Annotated in this window: 21 protein-coding genes; 11 read left to right on the top strand and 10 right to left on the bottom strand. The window is 71.7% G+C overall.

The window, feature by feature from the left end:
- Together J4557_RS46420 and J4557_RS46415 are read right to left on the bottom strand one after the other, a co-directional pair.
- Nucleotides 1-217 (bottom strand): hypothetical protein (locus J4557_RS46420; protein WP_208273891.1); only part of this gene is annotated, 217 nt, incomplete at its 3' end.
- 116 nt (nt 218-333) lie between these two features.
- Nucleotides 334-618 (bottom strand): hypothetical protein, encoded by a 285-nt coding sequence (locus J4557_RS46415; RefSeq protein WP_208273889.1) that lies wholly within the window; start codon nt 616-618, stop codon nt 334-336.
- Between the two features lie 435 nt (nt 619-1,053).
- Here J4557_RS46415 and J4557_RS46410 point away from each other — a divergent pair, with 435 nt between their 5' ends.
- From J4557_RS46410 to J4557_RS46400, 3 genes are all read left to right on the top strand, one after another.
- Nucleotides 1,054-1,230: a hypothetical protein gene (locus J4557_RS46410; RefSeq protein WP_208273887.1), complete on the top strand. Its 177-nt coding sequence runs from the start codon at nt 1,054-1,056 to the stop codon at nt 1,228-1,230.
- Between the two features lie 88 nt (nt 1,231-1,318).
- Nucleotides 1,319-1,570 carry a hypothetical protein gene (locus J4557_RS46405; RefSeq protein WP_208273886.1) on the top strand — a complete coding sequence of 84 codons (252 nt, stop codon included), beginning with the start codon at nt 1,319-1,321 and terminating at the stop codon, nt 1,568-1,570.
- 1,162 nt (nt 1,571-2,732) lie between these two features.
- Nucleotides 2,733-3,479 (top strand): TetR-type transcription factor C-terminal domain-containing protein, encoded by a 747-nt coding sequence (locus J4557_RS46400; RefSeq protein WP_208273885.1) that lies wholly within the window; start codon nt 2,733-2,735, stop codon nt 3,477-3,479.
- A gap of 4 nt (nt 3,480-3,483) precedes the next feature.
- Here J4557_RS46400 and J4557_RS46395 read toward each other — a convergent pair whose 3' ends face one another.
- From J4557_RS46395 to J4557_RS46385, 3 genes are read right to left on the bottom strand one after another with little or no spacing between them, the layout of a single operon-like run.
- Complete coding sequence (locus tag J4557_RS46395) at nt 3,484-5,472, bottom strand: alpha-ketoacid dehydrogenase subunit alpha/beta (RefSeq protein ID WP_208273884.1); 1,989 nt, start codon at nt 5,470-5,472, stop codon at nt 3,484-3,486.
- Nucleotides 5,469-6,221: an SDR family NAD(P)-dependent oxidoreductase gene (locus J4557_RS46390; protein ID WP_208273883.1), complete on the bottom strand. Its 753-nt coding sequence runs from the start codon at nt 6,219-6,221 to the stop codon at nt 5,469-5,471. The genes J4557_RS46395 and J4557_RS46390 overlap by 4 nt, the downstream gene beginning before the upstream one ends.
- Nucleotides 6,218-7,747, bottom strand: coding sequence for an acyl-CoA synthetase (locus J4557_RS46385; protein ID WP_208273882.1), 1,530 nt, complete (start codon nt 7,745-7,747; stop codon nt 6,218-6,220). The genes J4557_RS46390 and J4557_RS46385 overlap by 4 nt, the downstream gene beginning before the upstream one ends.
- A 232-nt stretch (nt 7,748-7,979) precedes the next feature.
- On the opposite strand from J4557_RS46385, the gene J4557_RS46380 reads away from it, so the two are divergent.
- Genes J4557_RS46380 through J4557_RS46345 form a run of 8 tightly spaced genes read left to right on the top strand, consistent with a single transcriptional unit; the run spans nt 7,980 to nt 15,934 of the window.
- Nucleotides 7,980-9,035 (top strand): alcohol dehydrogenase catalytic domain-containing protein, encoded by a 1,056-nt coding sequence (locus tag J4557_RS46380; protein ID WP_208273881.1) that lies wholly within the window; start codon nt 7,980-7,982, stop codon nt 9,033-9,035.
- A 5-nt stretch (nt 9,036-9,040) separates the two neighbouring features.
- Nucleotides 9,041-10,189, top strand: coding sequence for an acyl-CoA dehydrogenase family protein (locus J4557_RS46375; RefSeq protein WP_208273879.1), 1,149 nt, complete (start codon nt 9,041-9,043; stop codon nt 10,187-10,189).
- Between the two features lie 7 nt (nt 10,190-10,196).
- Complete coding sequence (locus J4557_RS46370; RefSeq protein ID WP_208273877.1) at nt 10,197-12,302, top strand: acetate--CoA ligase family protein; 2,106 nt, start codon at nt 10,197-10,199, stop codon at nt 12,300-12,302.
- A 17-nt stretch (nt 12,303-12,319) separates the two neighbouring features.
- Nucleotides 12,320-13,462: an acyl-CoA dehydrogenase family protein gene (locus J4557_RS46365; RefSeq protein WP_208273875.1), complete on the top strand. Its 1,143-nt coding sequence runs from the start codon at nt 12,320-12,322 to the stop codon at nt 13,460-13,462.
- The gene (locus tag J4557_RS46360) at nt 13,459-14,631 is read left to right on the top strand and encodes a thiolase C-terminal domain-containing protein (RefSeq protein ID WP_208273871.1); all 1,173 of its coding nucleotides are present in this window, start codon (nt 13,459-13,461) and stop codon (nt 14,629-14,631) included. Before J4557_RS46365 ends, J4557_RS46360 begins: the two co-directional genes overlap by 4 nt.
- A gap of 24 nt (nt 14,632-14,655) precedes the next feature.
- Nucleotides 14,656-15,063: a Zn-ribbon domain-containing OB-fold protein gene (locus J4557_RS52045; protein WP_208273870.1), complete on the top strand. Its 408-nt coding sequence runs from the start codon at nt 14,656-14,658 to the stop codon at nt 15,061-15,063.
- Nucleotides 15,060-15,551, top strand: coding sequence for an FAS1-like dehydratase domain-containing protein (locus J4557_RS46350; RefSeq protein ID WP_208273869.1), 492 nt, complete (start codon nt 15,060-15,062; stop codon nt 15,549-15,551). The genes J4557_RS52045 and J4557_RS46350 overlap by 4 nt, the downstream gene beginning before the upstream one ends.
- Nucleotides 15,548-15,934 (top strand): HTD2 family dehydratase, encoded by a 387-nt coding sequence (locus J4557_RS46345; protein WP_208273867.1) that lies wholly within the window; start codon nt 15,548-15,550, stop codon nt 15,932-15,934. The genes J4557_RS46350 and J4557_RS46345 overlap by 4 nt, the downstream gene beginning before the upstream one ends.
- Nucleotides 15,935-16,003: 69 nt before the next feature.
- Here J4557_RS46345 and J4557_RS46340 read toward each other — a convergent pair whose 3' ends face one another.
- From J4557_RS46340 to J4557_RS46320, 5 genes are all read right to left on the bottom strand, one after another.
- Complete coding sequence (locus J4557_RS46340; protein ID WP_208273860.1) at nt 16,004-17,248, bottom strand: ABC transporter substrate-binding protein; 1,245 nt, start codon at nt 17,246-17,248, stop codon at nt 16,004-16,006.
- 90 nt (nt 17,249-17,338) lie between these two features.
- Complete coding sequence (locus J4557_RS46335) at nt 17,339-18,415, bottom strand: branched-chain amino acid ABC transporter permease (protein WP_208273857.1); 1,077 nt, start codon at nt 18,413-18,415, stop codon at nt 17,339-17,341.
- The gene (locus J4557_RS46330; protein WP_208273855.1) at nt 18,408-19,298 is read right to left on the bottom strand and encodes a branched-chain amino acid ABC transporter permease; all 891 of its coding nucleotides are present in this window, start codon (nt 19,296-19,298) and stop codon (nt 18,408-18,410) included. The genes J4557_RS46335 and J4557_RS46330 overlap by 8 nt, the downstream gene beginning before the upstream one ends.
- The gene (locus J4557_RS46325; RefSeq protein ID WP_208273853.1) at nt 19,295-20,140 is read right to left on the bottom strand and encodes an ABC transporter ATP-binding protein; all 846 of its coding nucleotides are present in this window, start codon (nt 20,138-20,140) and stop codon (nt 19,295-19,297) included. The genes J4557_RS46330 and J4557_RS46325 overlap by 4 nt, the downstream gene beginning before the upstream one ends.
- On the bottom strand, nt 20,137-20,859 hold the full coding sequence (locus J4557_RS46320) for an ABC transporter ATP-binding protein (RefSeq protein ID WP_307800599.1): 723 nt from the start codon (nt 20,857-20,859) through the stop codon (nt 20,137-20,139). The genes J4557_RS46325 and J4557_RS46320 overlap by 4 nt, the downstream gene beginning before the upstream one ends.
- Nucleotides 20,860-21,187: the final 328 nt, after the last annotated feature.

Genomic DNA, 21,187 nt, shown 5'->3' with positions numbered 1-21,187 from the left:
CCAGCCGGGTGCGGACGAGCCCGCGGGCGCGGCGGACGGCGGCGGGGTCGGCCGGCAGCGTCCAGGAGACGAACCGGTCCTCGGGGATGCGGCGCAGCCGGGCGATGAGGACGGCGATGTCGTCGCGACGCTGGTGATGTGCAGGCCGTCCGCGAACGCCGCCGGCGCCTGCCGCATGACCTGCGGGCCCGGCGCGGTTCACCTGGCGCCACGCCATCCCGGCGCGCAAGAGCGACCCCGGCCCTGCCGGACGGGTGCCCCGCGGCCGACGAGTGACCCTGCACACCGTCCGCCAGAGGGATCGCCGTCCTGCCGGACAAATGCCGGTTCCGGTCAATGGGCCGGGTTCTCACTGGGCACGTGCAACGGGTCGAGGGCTCCGCCGGTGTTGAATCTTCGCCGGCAGGGGCGGTACGAGCTCACGCGGCCGGTCGTGCGCGGCGCGGGAACGGTGCTGCTCGGGCTCAGCTTGGTCGGGCTCGCGGCGGCGTACGCGGTCGCGTTGTGGCGGATGCCCGAATGGATGCACCAGCACGACCCCGAGGACCGCCACAATGCCCGGCTGCTGGTGGTCTCGGCCGGCGGCGCCGTCGTGGTGGCGGTGTCGCTGCTGTACACCGCCCGCTCCTACCGGCTCAGCCACCACGGGCAGGTCACCGACCGGTTCACCAAAGCTCTGGAACGGCTCAGCTCCTCCGACATCGACCCCCGGCTTGGCGCCATCCACGCCCTGGCCCACGTCGCCAATGACTCCCGCCCGCATCATGACGACGTCGTGGAAGTCTTCCTGCGTCGCCGCTCCTCTCGAGCCCGCCATGACGCGGGGCCAACTCTGGCCGCACGTCCTTCTCTGCCTGAGCGACCTGACTCCGACATTCAGGCCGCGCTTACCGCGCTCGGGAGGCGGCCCAACCGTCCAGAGCGCCGCTCATGGGCAGGTCAACACCTTGCGCGCCGACTCGCCGGGCTCGAAGGCATCGCGGCCCGACCCCTTCACCGGAAGCGGGCCGCCGGTATTCCTGCCAGGTGTGTACGCCGGACTGGTGGGGCGGTTTGGAGCTGGTGGTCACCCGCAGGCCAAACACCGACCCCGACCGCACCGGCGAACTCGCCCGCCGCTGGCCGGCCGAGGTCACCGCTGAGCGGCCCGGCCTGGAACGCCGCGCCGTCACCGCCACCCGCCTCGCCGGTGTCCGAATCGATCACGGCGAGAAAACCTCAATAGACTGACCTGCTGAACCGCCCTCCAGCGGATTGAGTGGTGGAACGACTGATACGAGCTGAGTCCAACACCCCTCATCGAGAAAGGAAGACGCAGATGCGACTACGCAAAGCAGCCGTGAGTGCCGGGCTCACCATCCTGGCGGTCAGCGGACTGAGCACAACCGCCCAGGCGGCCGCCCCGCAGATCGGCGGCTCATCGAAATTTGGGCCGGGTCCAGGGTGGACGCTGGTCGATAACTATGCGAGCCGTTTCGAGTGCGTGGATGCGGGCCAGCAGTACGAACGTGAGGGCTGGAAATACATCTGCTGGGACCAGGCCTTTACTACACAACTCTGGATCAAATAGCTCAGGCACCGAGCGCTGTGAACGGATCACACACGTAATGAATGTCCCGGTCCGACGGATTAGCCTTCGGCTACAAACCCGTCTCGGCCGCACGAGCGAAGGGCGAGGCCCCGCGGCCTCGCCCTTCACTCGTGCGGACCCGGGTGCTCACCCGCGAGGTCCTGCCGCAGAGCGTTGTTGGGGATGAGGGTCTCGCAGCGTGTTCCTCACCTTGGTGAACATTTTGCGCCGGTCAGTGAGCCATTCGACGTCTCAGCCCGTCCCCTGCGGACGTCCTGGCGGCCGCGCTCGCCTCCTCGCTGACGACACGCGCCGTTTACCGCCCGCCTGAGCGGCGCCGGCGGCGGGTGGTGCGCCGCGGCCATCCAGGTGAGAGGCGGCCTTATCCGGCAGTCCACTCCATCGACACGAACCAAGGGCGACTGACGCTGCAGCGTCCCCGCCGACGAATATGATCTTATTCGTTTCGTTGAGCACCTCCATCCTTACGAGGAGCCGCAGGGGAGCCAATTGGGGAGCCACCGTTGGTGGACACCCCCGGACCCGCCGCGACTCCCCCAGGGTGTTTCTGCAGGTGAGGGGCTCCCCGATCGACTTCCTTCGACCTTGATCGATTGGTCTGCTGTGCCTGTGTTCCCCGATCCCGCCGGTCGGTCTTACTAGATGCCCATCCTGACCGCCGGCGGTGTGGTCGGGACGAGGCGGGTGGGTGGGTGGGTGGCGACGCCTGCCTTCCCCGAGAGCGAGGCCAACCAGTTCAACAGGGCCCGAAGCGTGCGGGTGCGAACCGTCCCCGCGCAGGGGTGGCCCCGCCATGATCGTCAAGACCTGGCCGCGCTCGGTGTGACGAGGTCGTATTGGTCGCGGCGGCGAAGCGGCTCAATCCCGGCAGCCGTGTATGGATCCACGACCGGCTACCGCGCCGGAACCGGTCACAGAAGCCCCGACGCTGACAGAGCCTGGAACACCCTAACTTGTCAGCGGAACTCCCCATCTGGCCGACACCGCCCGTCGGCGACATGCGGCTCTCGCGGTTCGGTGCCGCCGTGAACGTGCGACCCCGAGCTCGGTGTGCCCGAGCGGTGGGCACGGCGGACGCCGACATTTTCGCCCGCCTCACTGACAATAGCTGCCAGCAGGTATTATCGTGTTCCATGCGATAATGAGGATCGAAAGCGCCCTCGCCGCCGATCAAGAGACTAGGAACGCGATGCCCCGCCCTCCAGGCCATGGCCCGGGATATGAGATCAAACGCCAGGAGATCATTGACCGGGCGGCCGAACTGTTCGCCCGCCAGGGATATGCGGCCACCGGAATCAACGAGATCGGCGGTGCGGTCGAACTGACTAAGGGCGCTCTCTACTACTACATCGGCTCCAAGGAGAACCTGCTGGTCGAGATCCAGTCCCGGGTCATGCGGCCGCTGCTGCGCACCGCACGGCGGATCGCCCGCCTAGAGGCGGACGCGGTGCTGCGGCTCAGGCTGCTGTCGGAGGCGCTGCTGTCCATCATCCTGCGTCGCCTCGACCATATCTGGGTCTACGAGCACGATTATCGAATGCTGGGTGGGGACAACCGGACGCGGTTGTTGCGGCAGCGTGGCGAATTCGAGGGAATCATTTCCAACCTACTGGCGGAAGCCATGGACTCCGGAGAATTCCGGGAGATGGATCCGCGGTTGGCGATGCTTCAGTTCCTCAATATGCACAACCACACCTACCAGTGGGTCAAGGCCGGCGGCGACTGGGATGCGGGGTATCTGTCGCGCGAGTATTGCGCCACCTTGTTCACCGGTTTCCGGGCGGTGCCGGGACCGGCGGACGATCTGGAGGAGCGGGTGCTGAAGTTCCGTGAGCGGCACCCCGAGATCGTCCTGGACCCGGTCGAGGCCGAGGAGGCCGGGTCGTGACGGTTCAGACCGCCGCGACCCGGCGGACGGTGTCGGCGATGGCGCCGGCGTCCGGCAGCCAGAGCCGTTCGAGGGACGGCGCGTAGGGCGCGGGCATCGGCGGCGGCGCCACCCGCACGATCGGCGCGTCCAGGTGCCAGAAGCCGTCGTCGGCCGCCATCGCCACCAGTTCCGCGCCGACGCCGAAGTCCCGGACGGCCTCGTGCGCGATCACCAGGCGGTTGGTCTTGGCGAGCGAGGCCAGCACCGTCTCGCGGTCGAGGGGCGCAATGGTGCGCAGGTCGATGACCTCGACGTCGATGCCCTCGGCGGCGACGGTGTCGGCGGCGGCGAGGCAGTCGTGCACCATCCGCGAGTAGGAGACCAGGGTGAGGTCGCGTCCCTCCCGTACCACCTTCGCCTTCCCGATCGGGACCAGGTGGTCGGCGGGCGGGCGCGGCCCCTTGCTCCCGTACTGCAGCCGGTTCTCCACGAAGACGACGGGATTGGGGTCGCGGATCGCGGCGCGGAGCAGGCCGTAGGTGTCGGCGGGCGTCGACGGCATGACGACGGTGAGGCCCGGCACATGTGCGAGGAGGGCCTCCAGGCTCTGCGAGTGCTGGCTGCCGGAGGAGCGTCCGGCGCCGAACTGGGTGCGGACGACGAGCGGCAGGCTCGCCCTGCCGCCGGTCATGAACCGCAGCTTGGCGGCCTGGTTGAGCAACTGGTCGAAGCAGACGCCGATGAAGTCCATGTACATGATCTCGACGATCGGCCGCATGCCGGCCATCGCGGCGCCGACCGCCGTCCCGACGATGGCGGTCTCGGAGATCGGCATGTCGCGCACGCGGCCGGGGAAGCGGTCGGCGAGCCCGCGCGTCAGCCCGAAGACGTTGCCGCCCGCGCCGACGTCGATGCCGGCCACGAAGACGTCGGGGTCGGCGGCCAGCTCGTGTTCGAGCGCCGTCCTGACCGCGTCCATCGTGCGGAATTTCTCGCCGGTCGCCGGCGCCGGTTCGGGCAGGCTCGGGCGGGGCGCCGAGACGTGGTCGAACAGGCTGGACGGGGCGGGGGCGGACGCCTGCCGGGCGGCCTCGACGGCGGATTCGATCTCCGCCTCGATCTCGACCTCGACCGCGTCGACCGCCTCGTCCCGCACCCCAGCGGCGGTGAGGCGGCGGCGGGACACCAGCAGCGGGTCGCGCTTCTTCCAGTCCGCCAGCTCGCCCGGCGAACGATAGCGCTCTGGATCGCCCTCGTAGTGGCCGTGCCACCGGTAGGTCTCGGCCTCCACCAGGACGGGCCCGGAGCCCGCGCGCAGCCGTTCCACGACCGACGCCACGAGGTCGGTCACGGCGACGACGTCGTTGCCGTCCACGTGCTCGTAGCCGATGCCGTACCCGGCGGCGCGGGCGGACAGGGGCGCACGGTGCTGGTCGGCGGCGCTGGAGAACTCGGCGTAGTGGTTGTTCTCGCACATGAACAGGACCGGCAGGTCCTGGACGGCGGCGAGGTTCACCGCCTCGTGGAACATCCCCTGCGCGACGGCGCCGTCGCCGAAGAAGGCGACGACGACACCTCCAGTGCGGCGCAGCGTCGCGGCGGTGGCGGCGCCGACCGCGATCGGCAGTCCTGCACCGACGATGCCGTTGGCGCCGAAGACGCCGCGCCCGGGGTCGGCGATGTGCATCGAGCCGCCGCGGCCGTGGCAGGTGCCGGTGTCGCGGCCCATCAGCTCGGCGAACATCGATCCGGTGTCCAGGCCCCGCGCCAGGCAGTGGCCGTGCCCGCGGTGCGTGGAGGTGATGACGTCGCGCTCGTCGAGCGGCGCGCAGGCGCCCACGGCGCTCGCCTCCTGCCCGATCGACAGGTGGACGAAGCCGGGCACCTCGGACTGCCTGTACAGCTCGGCGGCGCGCTCCTCGAAACGCCTGATCCGCCGCATCCTGCGGTGCAGTTCGAGAAGGTCGGGGCGGGAGCCGGTCATGGCGTCCTTCCGTTGGTCGGTGGTCACCGGGCGGTCCAGCCGCCGTCGACGGTCACGGTCGTGCCGGTCATGTAGCGGGCGGCGTCGCCGACGAGGAACACGGCCGCCCCGGCGAGCTCGCTCGCCTCACCGACGCGGCCCATCGGGACGGCGCCGGTGATGCGCTCGCCCCAGCGGCTGTCGAGCAGGCCGGCGCTCAGTTCGGTGCGGAAGTAGCCGGGGGCGAGCGCGTTCACGCGGACGCCCCGGTCGGCCCACTCGACGGCGAGCGTGCGGGTGAGCGCCTCGATGCCGCCCTTGCTGGCGGCGTAGGCGGCGATGCGCTCGAAGCCGGTGGTGGCGTGGACGGAGCTGACGTTGACGATGGAGCCGGCGCCGCGGTCGAGCATGATCCGGCCCGCCGCGCGGCAGCAGTGGAAGGTGCCGGTCAGGTTGACGTCGAGGACGTGCCGCCACGTCCCGTTCTGGACGCGTTCGCTCCGGGTGAAGTCGGGGCTGATGCCGGCGCAGTTGACCAGCGCGTCGAGCCGGCCCGTCCGCCGGACGATCTCGGCGGCGACCGCGTCGACCGCGGCGGAGTCGTCCACGGCGGCGGGCAGGACCTCGGCCGGCCCGGCGACCTGCGCGGCCAGCTCTTCCAGGTCCGCCGAGGTCCGCGAGGTGACGGCCAGGTGCGCGCCGGCGTCGGCGAGCACGGCCGCGATCGCCCGGCCGAGGCCGCGCCCCGCGCCGGTCACCCAGACGACCCGCCCGGCCAGCGGCCGCGGCGCGGTCATCGGGCGCCCGCCCCGGGACGCTCGCGGAGCAGCCGCTTGAGCACCTTGCCGGACGGCGTGCGCGGCAGTTCGTCGATGACCTCGACGCGGGCGGGGACCTTGAAACGGGCCAGCCGGGCGCGGCAGAACTCCTGGACGTCCTCTTCGGTCACGGTCTCGCCGGGGCGGGGGACGACGAACGCGCGGGGCACCTCGCCCCAGCGCTCGTGGGGCAGGCCGACGACCGCGGCCTCCAGCACGGCGGGGTGCTCGTAGAGGACGCGCTCGACCTCGGGGGTGGCGATGTTCTCCCCACCCGAGACGATCATGTCCTTCTTGCGGTCCTCGACGTAGAGGAAGCCGTCCTCGTCGAGCCGGCCGATGTCGCCGGTGTGGAACCAGCCGTCTCGGAAGGCGCGGTCGGTGGCGGCGTCGTCCCGCCAGTACCCGGCGAACACCTTGGGGCCGCGCAGGACGATCTCACCGAGGGTCCCGGCGGGCGCGTCGCGGCCGTCCTCCCCAACCACACGCACACGAACGTGCGGGATGGGGCGGCCGACGGAGCCGAGTTTGGTGAGGGCGTGCTCGCGGTCCAGGAACGTGTCGCCGGACACGGTCTCGGTGAGGCCGTAGGCGTCGGCGAACCAGGCGTTGGGGAACGCCTGGTGGATGCGCCGCACCAGGGCTTCGGGCATCTTCTCCCCGCCGCCCACGATGAACCGCACGGACGAGGTGTCGCGCCGGTCGAGCTCCGGCGACTCCAGCACCGCGTTCATCATGGCGGGGGCGAGCCAGACGTTGGTGGTCCGCTCGCGCTCGATCGCGCGCAGCACCTCGCCGGCGTCGAACCTGCGCTGCACGATGAGGCTCCCGCCGGCGTGCCACGTGGCGAGCGCGGGCAGGTCGAGCGCACCGACGTGGTACATCGGGCCGCAGACGAGCGTGATGTCGGCGTGGGTGAGGCCGAGCTGGACGATCTGCCCGAGGTTCTTGTAGTTCACGTTGCCGTTCGTGATCTTGACGCCCTTGGGCCGCGAGGTCGTGCCCGAGGTGTACATGAGCCGCTGCAGGTCGTCCTCGGCCAGGTCGGCCAGCGGGACGCGTCGGCCGAGATTCGCCTCGACGAGTTCGGGAAGGCGGGTCCAGGACGTGCCGGTCCCCTCGTCGAGGGTGATGCGGTGGCGCAGTTCGGGCAGCGCGAGGCCCTCGACGACGGGGGCGAACTCGCTCTCGGTGATGATCGCTCGGGCGCCCGCGTGGCCGAGGATGTACTCCCATTCGGCTGGGGCGAGCCGGTAGTTGAGCGGGAGGAAGACCGCGCCGATCCGGCCGGCAGCCAGGAGGGCCTCCAGGAACTCGGCGTGGTTGTAGAGCAGCAGCCCGATCACGTCGCCCCGGCCGAGCCCTAGGTCGAGCAGGCCGTGCGCCAGCGCCTCGACGCGGGACAGCAGGTCCCGGTTGGTGAGCCGGCGGTCGCCGTCCACGATGACGGTCTTGCCGGGCCGCCGCTCGGCGTGCTGGTCGAGAACGCTCGCGAGGCTGTACATCGGCGGGCCGCACCTCCGTAGTCGTCCACACGGCCGGCCCGTTATTCGTCCGACCGGTATATAAAACAGCGTGAGGTGCACCCTAGACGCTCCGAGCGGCCCCTGACAACCCGCTGGAGCGACATCTCGCACCCCCGTCGACTGGCCGCGTTCTCCGCCCTGGCCTTGACAGATGATCGCGCCCGAGAGTTTCATTAACCGACTGGTATATGAAACTAGGCCGGGAGGTGCGATGAAGGCTCTGCGCTGGCACGGACCGCGCGACCTGAGGCTGGAGGACGTGCCGGAGCCCGGACCGCCCGGCCCCGGCGAGGCGCTGATCGAGGTCGCCTACTGCGGCGTCTGCGGCACCGACGTGCACGAGTACGCCTCTGGCCCGCACATGATCCGACCCGGCCCGCACCCGCTGACCGGCCATCGGCCGCCGCTCGCGCTCGGCCACGAGATGAGCGGGACGGTGCTGGCCCTCGACGCGCCCGTCCCCGGCATCGCGGTCGGCGACCGGGTCGCCGTAGACCCATGCTGGCGGTGCGGCGAGTGCCGCTGGTGCCGGCGCGGCGAGTACCACATCTGCCCCAAGGGCGGATCGGTCGGACTGGCGTCCCCGGGCGGCTTCGCCGAGCGCGCCCTCGTCCCCGCCGCGGGGCTCGTCCGGCTGCCGGACGGCGTCCCCGACGACCTGGCCGCGCTCGCCGAGCCCCTCGCCGTGGGCCTGCACGCGGTGCGGCGCGGCGGCGTCGGCCCCGGCGACCACGTGCTGGTGCTGGGCGCCGGTCCGATCGGCATGGCCGCCGTGCTGGCCGCGAAGACCGCCGGCGCAGCCGGAATCTACGTCAGCGAACCGGTCGCCGCCCGCCGGGAGGCGATCACCGACCTCGTGACCGAGGCGTACGACCCGGGCGCCGCCGACGTGCGCCGCGAGGTCTACCTGCGTACCGGCAGGGTCGGCCCCGACGTGGTCCTGGAAGCCACCGGGATCCCAGAACTGGCGGTGGCGGCGGTGAACTCGGCCCGCCGCGGCGGGCGGATCGTCCTCGCCGGCATCGGCGACCGCCCCGCGCAGCTGAACCTGACCGCCCTGACCTTCTATGAGCGCACCCTCGCCGGAAGCCTCGGTTACGCCTTCGACGTCGGCCGGATCGTCGACCTGATGTCCGGCGGCGCCCTCGACCCGTCCCGCATGATCACCGGCCGTTTCCCGCTGTCCGAGGGCCCCGGACTGTTCGCCGATCTGGCCGACGGCCGCGGCGGCCACCTCAAGGCGCTCCTGACCACGAAGGCATCGTGACCCCCATGAACTTCGACCTGCCTCCCGAGATCGTCGACCTGCAGCGCACGGTCCGCGACTTCGCCGCCAAGGAGATCGCGCCGAACGCGGCGCGCTGGTCCGAGGACGAGCACTTCCCGTCCCCGGTGTTCGGCCGGCTCGCCGACCTCGGGCTGATGGGAATGCTGGTGCCCGAGGAGTACGGCGGCACGGACGCCGGGATGGTGGCCTACGTCGCCGTCATGGAGGAGCTGGGCGCCGCCGACCAGTCGGTCGCCGCCGCGTGGAACGCGCACTCCACCATCGCGAGCCTGCCGCTCGCCGCGTTCGGCGCGCCGGAGCAGAAGGAGCGCTGGCTGCGTCCGCTGGCGTCCGGCGAGCGGCTCGGCGCGTTCGGGCTGACCGAGCCGTCCGCCGGGTCGGACGCCGCGGGCATCACCACCCGCGCCGAGCGCCGCGACGGCGGCTGGGTCATCAACGGCACGAAGATGTTCATCAGCAACGCCGGCACCGACATCAGCCTCGGCGTCACCGTGCTCGCCGTGACCGGGACGGGCGGGAACGGCCGCAAGCGCTACGCGACGTTCTTCGTCCCGGAGGGCACCGCCGGCTACACCAAGGGGAACCGGCTGAAGAAGCTCGGCTGGCACGCCCTGGACACCCGCGAGCTGGTCTTCACCGACTGCTTCGTGCCCGACGACCATCTCGTCGGCGAGGAGGGCAACGGGCTCCGGCAGTTCCTGTCCGTCCTGGAGAAGGGCCGGATCAGCGTCGCCGCGCTCGGCCTGTCGCTCACGGCGGCGGCACTGCGGCTCGGCGTCCGGCACGCCAGGACCCGCCACCAGTTCGGCCGCCCGCTGTCCGACTTCCAGGCCGTCGCACACAAGCTCGCCGACATCGCCACCGAGTACGAGGCGGCGCGCGGCTTGGTCTACAAGGCGGCCTGGCTCGCCGACCAGGGCCGCCCGCACTCCACCGAGGCGGCGATGGCCAAACTGTACGCGTCGGAGGTGGCCAACCGGGCGGCCTCGCAGAGCGTGCAGGTCCACGGCGGGTACGGCTACATCCGCGAGTCCGACATCTCCCGCTTCTACGCCGACGCCAAGATCCTCGAGATCGGCGAAGGAACCAGCGAGGTGCAACGGAATGTCATCGCCCGCGCCCTCACCCGATAGGAGTCCGATGAACGACGACCGCAGCGGGCTCGCCCGCGTCCTCGCGCCGCGCAGCGTCGCGGTGGTGGGCGCGTCCCCCACGCGGAAGGGGCCGGCCACGACCGTGCTCGCGAACCTGCGCGCCGCCGCCGCCCCGCCGGCCACGTACGCCGTCAACCACCGGTACGCCGATCACGACGGGTTCCATGCGAGCGTCGCGAGCCTGCCTGAGGTCCCGGACGTGGTGGTCGTCGCCGTCCCGGCCGTCGCGGTGGCGGAGGTGGTGCGCGAGGCCGCCGACCGCGGGACGCGCAGCTTCCTCGTCCTCAGCTCGGGCTTCGCCGAGGCGGGCGAGGAGGGGCGCGCCAGGGAGGCGGAGCTGAAGGCGCTGGCCGTCGAACGGGACCTGACCGTCCTCGGCCCGAACTCGCTGGGCGTGTTCAACTTCGCGACGGGCGTGCACCTGACATTCGGCACCGTCATCGGCGGCCACGACCCGGCCGGGGCGGAGGTCGGCCGGGCGGCGCTCATCGTGCAGAGCGGCGCCATCGGCTCCTACCTGACCGGTATGGCCAAGCCGCGCACGCCGTTCCGCTACATGTTCAGCACGGGCAACGAGCTGGTCCTGACGGCCGGCGACCTCGTCGCGCAGCTGGCGCACGACCCGGAGATCGACGTCATCGCCCTCTACATCGAGGGCACCGCCGACGGCCGCGCGCTGCTGGAGGCGGTCTCGCTCGCGGACTCGCTGGGCAAGCGGGTCGTCCTGCTGCCCGCCGGGGAGAGCGCCGCCAGCTCGCGCGCCGCGGCCTCGCACACCGCGGCGATGGCGTCGTCGAACGTGCTGACCCGGATGCTCGCGGCGAACGCCGGCGCGTTCACCGTCGACACGCCGGAGGAGCTGCTCGGCACGGTCGCCGTGCTACTCGACCACGGGGAGCCGCGGGTCCCGGGCGTCGGGATCGTCAGCGTCTCCGGCGGCGCGGGCGTGATCGCGGCCGACCGGCTGGCGGAGGCCGGACTGGAGATCCCCGAGCCGACGGCCGAGACGGTCGAACGGCTGCGTGCCGCGCTGCCCGGCTTCGTCGTCCCCGGCAACCCGACCGACACCACCGCCAGCGCCATCTACGACCCGTCGATCATGGTCGGCGCGTTGGACGCCCTCGCCACCGATCCGGGCGTGGGCCAGCTGATCACGCTTATGGGAGCGGGCGGCGAGCACGCCCCCGCCATCGCCGAGGCGCTCATCGAGGCGGCGCCGAAGTCGGCGAAGCCGAACCAGCTCGTCTGGCAGGCATGCCCCGAGGCGGTGCGCCCCGTCCTGGCGGCGGGCCCCCTGCCGGTGAGCCCGACGCTGGCGAACGCGGTCGGGGTGGCGAAGGCGCTGCTGCGGTCCGGACCCGTTCCGGTGCGGGACGTCCCCGGGGATGGGACGCTGCCTGACCTCGCCGGCCTCGCTCCCGACGACACCGGCTTCCTCAGCGAGTCGCAGTCCCGCGAGCTGCTGCGGTCGGCGGGCCTGCCGATCGCCTCCGCCGCCTTCCTCGGCCTGGACGCCGAGGACGGCTTCGCCCTGGATCCCGCGGTGGTATTCCCCGTCGCGGTGAAGCTCCAGGCCGCCGGGGTCCGGCACAAGACCGAGATCGGCGGCGTCGTCCTCGACGTCCGGGACGAGGGCGAGCTGCGCAACGCCGTCCGCGCGACGGCGGCGACCGCCCGCGAACGCGTCCCGGGGATCGTCATCGAAGGCTGGACGGTCGAGCAGATGGCGCCGCGCGGCGTCGAGGTCCTGCTGTCCGCCCGGCACGACCCCGCGTACGGGCCGGTCGTGGTGGCCGGCTCCGGCGGGGTGCAGGCGGAGCTGATCGGCGACGTGTGGGCGATGGCCGGGCCGGTCGGCCGCGCCGCCGCCCGCGAACTGCTCGCCCGGACGAAGGTCGGGCGCGTCCTGTCGGGGTACCGGGGACGCGACACCGACCTCGGGCCGCTGTGCGAGGTGATCGCGCGGCTGAGCGGGCTTGTGGCCCGCCTGCCGCGCATCCGCGAGATCGAGTGCAACCCGGTCATCGTGGCGGGCGACGGCACGGCGACGATCGCCGACAGCCTGGTCAAGCTCGCCGAATCCGCATCTTGAGAGAGGTGGTCTCCGGCATGGTGATGCCGTATCTGACGGACGAGGAACTGGCGCTGCGCTCGGCCGTGCGCGACTTCGTCCGCCGCGAGTGCCCGCCCGGCGCCTGGGACGAGCTGGACCAGGCCCACACCTACCCGGCCGACCTGATGAAGCGGCTCGGCGCGACGGGCTGGATGGGCATCGCGTTCCCCGACGAGGAGACCGGCGAGCGCGATCCCCGCTGGGGCACCCTGCTCGGGCTCGTCACCGAGGAGCTCGGCAAGGTGTCGTACTCGCTGGCCAGCAACTACTTCAAGGTGCCCGGCTACGGCGAGACGATCCTGAAGTACGGCAGCAAGGAGCAGCGCGAGACGATCGTGCCGGGCCTCGCGGCCGGGGAGCTGCTGCTGGCGATCGCCCTGTCGGAGCCGGGCGCGGGCAGCGACGCCGCGGCCGTGTCGACGCGCGCGGAGCGGGACGGGGACCACTTCGTCCTCACCGGGACCAAGCACTTCAGCACCTGCTCGGCCATCGCGGACCGCATCATCCTCGTGGCGCGCACCGGCGAGCACAAGCACAGGGGCATCTCCGTCTTCCTGGTCGACCCGAAGACGGAGGGGATCACCTTCTCCGAGATGAAGAAGCTCGGCATCTGGACGAACCCGACCTTCAACATCTCCCTCGACCACGCCCGCGTCCCGGCGAGCTGCCTGCTCGGCGAGGTCGGGCAGGGCTGGGAGGTGATCACGCACTCCCTCGACGTGGAGCGCTTCACCCTCGCCGCAGCATACGTGGGTGCGGCGCAGGACGCGTTCGACTACGCCGCCGCCTACGCCAAGGAGCGCGAGCAGTTCGGCCGGACGATCTCGTCCTTCCAGGTGATCCGGCACAAGCTCGTCGACATGCACATCGCCATCGACCACGCCCGCCTCGCCACCTACCGGGTCGGGGAGGCGCTGAACGAGGGGCTGGAGTGCCGCCAGGACGCGTCGCTGGCCAAGCTCGTCGCGTCGGAGGCGTACATGAAGGCCGCGCACGACGGCCTGCAGATCCTCGGCGGGCTCGGCTACACGATGGAGACGCCGATGCAGCGGCACTTCCGGGACGCCAAGCTCGGCGAGATCGGCGGCGGGTCGTCGGAGATCCAGCGGAACCTGCTCGCGAAGAGCCTGGGACTGTGACGGGCCCGGCCCCGCGCCCGCCCCGGACGGCGGTGGTCAGCGGCGTCGGTGAGACGGAGTTCTCGAAGGCCAGCGGGCGGAGCACCACCCGGCTGGCCTTCGAGGCCGTTTCGGCCGCCGCCGCGGACGCGGGCATCGACCCGGCGCGCATCGACGGCGTCGTCCCCTACCCGATGGGGCCGACGGCCGAGGACGTGATCTCGGTGTTCGGGCTCCCGGACGTGGCCTTCACCGCCGTCCCGCACCTCGGCGGGGCGAGCGCGATCGCCGGGCTGCGGCTCGCGGCGATGGCCGTGGAGTCGGGGCAGGCCGAGCACGTGGCGGTGTTCGTCGCCCGCAACGGGCGGTCCGGGACGCGCGTGGACAAGCGGGTCGTCCACCTGGCGGGGCGGCACTTCCGCGAGGAGCTGGAGGAGGTCCACGGGCTGAGCACGCCCGCTCAGTGGTACTCGCTGATCTGCCGCCGGCACATGCACGAGTTCGGCACGAGCCGGGACGCGCTGGCCGAGGTCGCGCTGACGATGCGGGCGAACGCGCAGCTCAACGAGGCGGCGCAGATGCACGGCCGGCCGATGGCCCGCGAGGACTACCTCTCCTCGCGGGTCATCGCCGACCCCTACCTGCTGCTGGACTGCTGCCTGGAGACCGACGGCGCCGCCGCGGTGATCGTCTCCGCCGCCGGCGCGGTGACCGACAGGCGGGACGAGGCGCCCCCGGTGTCGATCCTGGCGGCGGCCGAGGGCCATCCGGACTCGCCCGACGACCTGTGCGGCCGGGCCGACCTCTTCGACACCGGCCTGACCAGGGCCGCGCCGCGCGCCTTCCGCGCCGCCGGGCTGACCCCAGGGGACGTGGACGTGGCCCTCATCTACGACTGCTTCACCTTCGAGGTGATTCAGCAGCTCGAGGAGGCGGGCTTCTGCCCGCGCGGCGAGGGCGGCCCGTTCGTCCTGGCCGGCACCATCGCGCTGACCGGCGCGCTGCCGGTGAACCCGCACGGAGGGCTGCTGTCGCACGCCCACACGGCCGGGATGAGCCACGTCGTCGAGGCGGTGCGCCAGTTGCGCGGCGCCTGCGGCGCGCGGCAGGTCGACGGCGCCCGCGTGGCGGCCGTCACCGGATGGGGCGACCTGGGCGACGGCGCCCTCGCCCTGCTGTCGGCCGGTTGATCCGACAACGAGAAGGGAGCCGAGGTGACCGAGGGACACCCCGACCTCGCCGGATACCGCGAGGGCCTCGCGGCCGGGGAACTGCGCGCCCAGCGCTGCGAGGGCTGCGCGAGGACCTTCTGGCCGCCGCGCCCGGCCTGCCCGCGCTGCGGCTGCCCCGACACGGCCTGGGTCCGGCTGCCGGACACCGGTGAGCTGTTCACCTGGACGGTCGTCGCGCACACCCGCCTCGAGGGCTTCCAGGAAGAGGTCCCCTACCCGGTCGGCATGATCAGCGTGCCCGAGGCCGGGATCAGGATGATCGGACGGATCGGCGCGCCGGCCGCCGACCTGGAGATCGGCATGCCGGTGCGCTGGGGTCTCGCCGAGTCCCCGGCGGGCGGACGGCAGCCCGTCTGGACGCCCGTCCCGGCCGCACGGAGGGACCGATGACCAGCCTGCTCGTCGAGGAGACGATGTCGTGGGTGGGGCGGACCGTGACCGCTCCCCCGTACCCGGTCGCGCGGACCGACATCGCCAAGTTCGCGCTCGCCGTCGGTGCCCGCGACCCGATCCACTTCGACGCCGGGGCAGCGCGGGCCGCGGGCCACCCGGACGTGGTGGCGCCGCTCGGCTTCTACGTCGCCGTCCGGCTCCAGTCGCAGAACCTCGTCCCGCTGGACGAGCTGAACGCCGACGGGGTCTCGCCGGGGCTGACGCCGCCGAGCCGCGCCGCCAAGATCATGGCCGGGGACACCAGGGCGCGGTTCCACCGGCGCATCCACGCCGGCGACGTCATCACCCTGACCACCACGATCAGCGGCATCCAGGAGAAGCGGGGCCGGTCCGGGCCGCTCATCCTGGTGTCGTACTCGCTCGACTACACCGACCAAGGCGGGGAGGCCGTCGTGTCCGAGACGTATGCGCGGGTGCTGCGATGACCGGCGCGCCGATCAAGGGGTTCAGGGTCACGCCTGGGCCGGTCCAGCTGTTCGCGTTCTCCGCCGCCACGTGGAACCCGCACCGCGTCCACTACGACGCCGACTACTGCCGGGACGTCGAGGAGTACGCCGGCGTCGTGGTGCCCGGCCCACTCCAGGGCTCCTGGCTGCTGGAACTCGCCGAATCCTGGGCCCGGGAGGCGGGCCTGCGGGTCGAGTCGATCGAGTACCGCAACGTGCGGCCCGCCTTCAGCGGCGCCGAACTCGTCATCGGCGGCCGGGTCGTCCAAGGGCCGCCCGAGGCGTCTCTCGAGCTGTGGGTCGCGTCGCTGGACGACGAGCGGCACTGTGTCGCCACGGCCCGTGCCGTCCCACCGCACTGATCCGCCGCTCTCGCGCGTCGGCCCCTCCCGTGGATCTCGCAGGAGGGGCCGACGCGCGTCCGGGCCGGGTCAGCCCGCGGGCTCGATCTTGTAGGCGTTCGCGGTGGCGGACGCGCGGAAGTCCTCCTCGGTCCCGAGGCCGGCCAGCGCCGCCGGGTCGATCTTCTGCACCTGGCTCTGCCGGGTCGTCGGCTGCGCCGGGTCGGAGAGGTCCTGCGGCGGCAGCAGACCCGGCATCTCGAAGTCCTTGACCTTGCTCCGCGCCTTGACCAGGGCGGACCGGCTCAGGTCGTCGCAGGCCCCCGAGATGATCTTCGTGTAGAGATGGGTCAGCGTGTAGGCGTGCACCACTGCGTAGTCGGACTCGGGCCGGGTCGCGCCGTACTTGGCCTTCCACGCGGCGGCCAGCTTGCGGTTGGCCTCCGCCGTCCCGCCGAGCGACCCCATCGGACTCATCCGCTGGTAGTTACCGATCATCGCCGACTTCGCCGAGGTCGACAGGATGCTCGTCCCCCAGGACGACACGTTGCCCATGATCGGCACGTTCAGCCCGCTCGCCTTCATCACCGAGGCCGCCGAGGCCGTCTGCTTGGAGGTGGCGTCGATCAGGACCGCCTTGACCCCGGCCGCCTTTAGCGCGTTGACCTGGCTGGTCAAATCGCTATCGGTGGGCTTGATCTGCTGCCCGATCAGGGTGAGCCCGAGCTGCTTCGCCGCGAACGTGCTGCCCTTGTAGCTGTTGCCCCCAAAGTCGCCCTGTAGGTAGATGTGCCCGACTTTGTCACCCTTCTTGACCTTGTTGTGGCGGACCAGCCAGTCCACCCCGTTGATCATCTGGATGTCGTAGGTCGAGCCCATCACGATCAGGTGCTCGTCGCCCAGCAGCGCTGAGGAGAAGCTGGTCAGCCCGGACAGCACCCCCTTCTGGTCGATCTTGTCGCGAAGGGCGGCGATGACCGCGGAGCCGTAGATGTTGAGGAAGCCGACGACCTGGGGCTCGACTTCGTCGTAGGCGGTGACGGCCTTCTGCGGGTCGTAGCCGTCGTCGCGGACGACCAGTTCGAGCCTGCGCCCGCACACGCCGCCGGCCTTGTTGATCTCCTCGACGGCCATCTGGTGGGCCTGCAGGACGGTCTTGCCGCTGCCGGCCAGCGGGCCCGACAGGTCGACTAGGACGCCCAGCTTGATGGTGCTCTTGTCGACGCCCGCCGCGGCGTCGCCGCCGCCGCGGGTCGAGCAGTTCGTCAGTGACAGGGCCAGCGCGACCGCGGCGGCTGCGCTCGCCGCGACCCTGCTTCGGTGGCTCATGGACATGGCTGTTCTCCTCGGAACACAGGGGGATCACGAACGGTTCGTGGGTGGGGTGATCGGTTTCCGCGGGCGGTCGTTCGGCGGCCGCGGCCCTCAGGCCGGGGCCGGTTCGGAGGCCGCCGCCCGCCTGCGCAGCGGGCGGAGCGACCGCAGCGAGCGGCCGTGTCTCAGCACGACGACGGCGACGAGCGCCCCGTAGGCGAACTTCGCGGCGAGGGAGGCGTCCAGGCCTCCGTTCTGCCCGCTGGCCACCACGAGCGGCAGCGCGTCGGCGTACTTGCTCAGGACCAGCGGCAGCCCGGTGACGAAAGTCGCCCCCGCGATGGCGCCGCCGACCGAGCCGAGGCCGCCCAGGACGACCATGACCAGCACGTCGATGGACAGGTTCAGGTCGAAGTAGTCGGGGATCGCCCGCTGGAAGGCCAGCGCGGTCATGACCCCGCCGAGGCCGGCGTACATCGAGGACAGCACGAACGCCGCGGCCTTGGCGCGCTGCACGTCCACCCCCATGGACGCCGCCGCGATCTCGCTGTCGCGCATGAGCCGGAAGGCCCTTCCGGGCCGGCCCTTCAGCACGTTCCGCGCCACCAGTACCGCGCCCGCGATCAGCAGGAGGAACAGGTACCACAGGTGCTCGACGGCGCCGAAGGGGACTCCGGCGATCACCAGCCCGGACGCGTCGGAGAACTCGTACCCGGCGATCGAGAACGGCGCCACCGACCGGCCGTCGTAACCGCCGGTCACCGACGGCAGGTTCAGCAGCAGGTGGTGCCCGAGAAAGACCAGCCCGAGCGAGGCGATCCCCAGGTACACACCGCGCAGCCGGCTCGCCACCGGGCTGAACAGCAGCCCCGCGACGCCCGCGAGCAGCACCGCCAGCACCGCCGAGAGCAGGGGCGGCAGGCCCAGCCCGTGGACCTTGCCACGGTCGTCGCCCGACAGGAACGCGTAGCCGTAGGTGCCGAGCGCGATGAAGAAGGCGTGGCCGAGCGACAGCTGGCCCGCTGCGCCGAACAGCAGCGTGAGGCCGATGGCGCCCATCGCTGCGGCCATCGCGAAAAGCCCGACGCGCAGCCAGAACCCGCCGACGTACAGGGGCAGTACGAGCAGGACGACCGCCGCGACGGCGGTGCCGACCGCTGCCCGGCGCCGGATGATCTTCTCAAACACGGCCGACCTCCTTGGTGCCGAACAGCCCGGACGGCCGCCAGAGCAGGATCACGAGCATGACCACGTAGGCGCCGACGTCCCCGAGGCCGAGGCCGAGGAAGGACAACTCGTCCTGGTAGCCCGCCGCCAGCACCTGGACCATGCCGACGATCAGGCCGCCCGCGACGGCGCCGCCGAGCGAGTCCAGGCCGCCGATGATCGCGGCGGGGAAGGCGGTGAGGGCGACGGTCTCCATGCTGAGGCTGACGCCGGGGTTGGGGAAGGAGGCGAGGCCGATGCCCGCGACCGTCGCCAGCACGCCCGACACCGCCCACGCGCCCGCCGACACGCGCCGCAGCCGCACCCCGATCAGGGTCGCGCCCTCGGCGTCCTGCACGGACGCCCGGACGGCCAGGCCGAGGCCGGTCAGGCGCAGGACCAGCGCCATCCCGACGATCAGTACGGGGATGAGGATCACGGTGATGATGACGGTCAGCGGGAGGGTGAGCGGCCCGAGATGCACCACGTGCCCGTCCCAGGGTGCGCCGAGCGGCAGGACGCGCTCGTGCAGCCGGCGGCTGATCTCCGCCAGGACGACGATGTTGACGCCGATCGTGAGGATGGCCATGCCGTGGTGGTCGCCGCCCTTGACGCGCGACACCAGAAGCCGTTCCGCCACCAGCGCCAGCACCGCCGTGGCGGCCAGCCCGAGCACCGCGGCGGGGACGAACCCCATCTTCGGGGAGGCCACGGCTACCAGATAGACCCCGGTCAGCATGAACGCGGGGTAGGCGAAGTTCACCACGCGCGTCGCCTTGTACACCACGACGAAACCGAGCGTGATCATGGAGTAGAGAAGCCCGAGCGAGACACCGTTCGCCACCAGCTCCAGCAGGTTGGTCATGAGGAAGGCCCCTCCGTGAGCCTGTCGGCCACCAGTTCCGAGGCGGGCGCGGACTCCCCGCCCGCGAGGCCGGCGGGCCGGGCGGGGTCACCGCCGAGGTAGGCGCCGATCACCTCCGGGTCGCGCCGCACCTGCTCGGGCGTCCCGTCCGCGATCACCCGGCCGAAGTTCAGCACCGTGACGCGGTCGGCGATCGACATGACGACGCCCATGTCGTGCTCCACGAACACGATGGTCAGGTCCAGGGCGTCGCGCGCGGCGGAGACGAGTTCCCCGAGCCGGGCGCTCTCCGCCTCGTTCATGCCGGCGACGGGCTCGTCCAGGATCAGCAGGCGCGGCTCCAGGCACAGCGCCCGCGCGAACTCCAACCGTTTGAGGTCGCCGTAGGACAGCCGCGACGCGGGGGCGTCCAGCTTGCCCGACAGGCCGGCGAACGCGGCGATCTCCCGCACCCGTTCGCGCTGCGCGCGCTCCTCGCGCCGCCCCAGCCCGAAGGCCGCGCCGATGACGCCGGTACGGGTCAGCCGGTGCCGTCCCACCATGAGGTTGTCGAACACCGACTCGCCCTGTGACACGACGATGTTCTGGAAGGTCCTGGCGATCCCCAGGCCCGCGACGCGATCGGGCCGCAGCCCGGTGACCTCCCGGTCGCCGAAGAGGATGCGGCCGAACGTCACAGGATAGATCGCGCACAAGGTGTTGAGCAGCGATGACTTCCCGGCGCCGTTCGGCCCGATCACGGCGTGCACGGTGCCCGGCTCCACCGTGAACGACACGTCGTCCAGGGCGCGCAACCCGCTGAACAGCACACTCACGCCCTCGATGCGCAACCGCGCGGTCATCCGTCCCACCTGCTCAGTGCGGGCACGGGCACGGCCTCTCGGACGGTCCCGCCCGCGGACTCCCCGAGGTACAGGCGCCGGACCTCGTCGCTGGCGGCCAGTTCGTCCGCAGCGCCCTGCAGCACCACCTGCCCGAGTTCCAGCACGTAGGCCGACTTCGCCAGGGAGAGCGCCATGGCCGCGTTCTGCTCGACCAGCAGGACGGGAACGCCCTCGCGGCTGATGTTCCGGACGGTCTCGGCGATGACCTCGACGAGCCGCGGCGCGAGCCCGAGCGAGGGCTCGTCCAGCAGGAGCAGCTTCGGCCTCGACATCAGCGCCCGCCCGATGGCGAGCATCTGCTGCTCGCCTCCGGAGAGGGTGCCCGCGGGCTGCTTCAGCCGCTCCGCGAGGCGCGGGAACAACTCGAGCACATGCTTACCCGCCTTCTCGCGCTCCGTCCGCGACCTGACCGGCAGCGCCCCGGCGGCCAGGTTGTCGGCCACGCTCAGCGCCCCGAAGACGTGCCTGCCCTCGGGGACCTGGACGAGGCCGCTGCGGACGATCGCCGCCGGGCTCGACTTCTCGACAGGTCGGTCGAGAAAACGGATGGATCCGCCGCGCACCGCCCCGCCGTACAGCGGCAGCGTTCCGGAGATCGCACGCATCAGCGTGGTCTTCCCCGCACCGTTACTTCCCAGCAGCGCGACCACTCCGGCGTCGCCGACCTGCAGAGACACCTCTCTGATCACGGGTTCACGGGCCCCGTAAGCGACGAGAAGCCGGTCGATATCCAGCATCAGGACCTCCGATTCCGCCCGGGCCGAGCCTCCGCCGGACGAGCGAAAGGAAGGCGAGGCGACCGCACCGACACCGCCTGACCTCCTGTTTCTGCGGCAGAAGTTTTACATACCACTCGGTCTATAAAACCGTAGATGGCACTGTACGACCCACTTCACCGCCACGACAAGGGCCTGCGCCGCACTCTTCCGACCAGGGCCACCGGCGTGGATGGTCTCGGTGCCCCTCCATGCGGTGGCCTCGAGACCATCCACGCCCGGCAGGCCG

The organism is Actinomadura nitritigenes (assembly GCF_017573545.1).
Taxonomy (GTDB): Bacteria; Actinomycetota; Actinomycetes; order Streptosporangiales; family Streptosporangiaceae; genus Spirillospora; species Spirillospora nitritigenes.
The sequence above is the reverse complement of the archived record's forward strand: the minus strand, read 5'-3'. Positions and strand labels throughout refer to the sequence as shown.

Excerpts from the sequence above, each read along its gene's own strand:
- J4557_RS46350 (WP_208273869.1), top strand. The coding sequence starts at position 15,060 with ATGACCAGCCTGCTCGTCGAGGAGACGATGTCGTGGGTGGGGCGGACC.
- J4557_RS46345 (WP_208273867.1), top strand. The coding sequence starts at position 15,548 with ATGACCGGCGCGCCGATCAAGGGGTTCAGGGTCACGCCTGGGCCGGTC.
- J4557_RS46325 (WP_208273853.1), bottom strand. The coding sequence starts at position 20,140 with ATGACCGCGCGGTTGCGCATCGAGGGCGTGAGTGTGCTGTTCAGCGGG.
- J4557_RS46375 (WP_208273879.1), top strand. The coding sequence starts at position 9,041 with ATGAACTTCGACCTGCCTCCCGAGATCGTCGACCTGCAGCGCACGGTC.
- J4557_RS46370 (WP_208273877.1), top strand. The coding sequence starts at position 10,197 with ATGAACGACGACCGCAGCGGGCTCGCCCGCGTCCTCGCGCCGCGCAGC.
- J4557_RS46330 (WP_208273855.1), bottom strand. The coding sequence starts at position 19,298 with ATGACCAACCTGCTGGAGCTGGTGGCGAACGGTGTCTCGCTCGGGCTT.
- J4557_RS46405 (WP_208273886.1), top strand. The coding sequence starts at position 1,319 with ATGCGACTACGCAAAGCAGCCGTGAGTGCCGGGCTCACCATCCTGGCG.
- J4557_RS46340 (WP_208273860.1), bottom strand. The coding sequence starts at position 17,248 with ATGTCCATGAGCCACCGAAGCAGGGTCGCGGCGAGCGCAGCCGCCGCG.
- J4557_RS46380 (WP_208273881.1), top strand. The coding sequence starts at position 7,980 with ATGAAGGCTCTGCGCTGGCACGGACCGCGCGACCTGAGGCTGGAGGAC.
- J4557_RS46385 (WP_208273882.1), bottom strand. The coding sequence starts at position 7,747 with ATGTACAGCCTCGCGAGCGTTCTCGACCAGCACGCCGAGCGGCGGCCC.
- J4557_RS46365 (WP_208273875.1), top strand. The coding sequence starts at position 12,320 with ATGGTGATGCCGTATCTGACGGACGAGGAACTGGCGCTGCGCTCGGCC.
- J4557_RS46400 (WP_208273885.1), top strand. The coding sequence starts at position 2,733 with ATGAGGATCGAAAGCGCCCTCGCCGCCGATCAAGAGACTAGGAACGCG.
- J4557_RS46390 (WP_208273883.1), bottom strand. The coding sequence starts at position 6,221 with ATGACCGCGCCGCGGCCGCTGGCCGGGCGGGTCGTCTGGGTGACCGGC.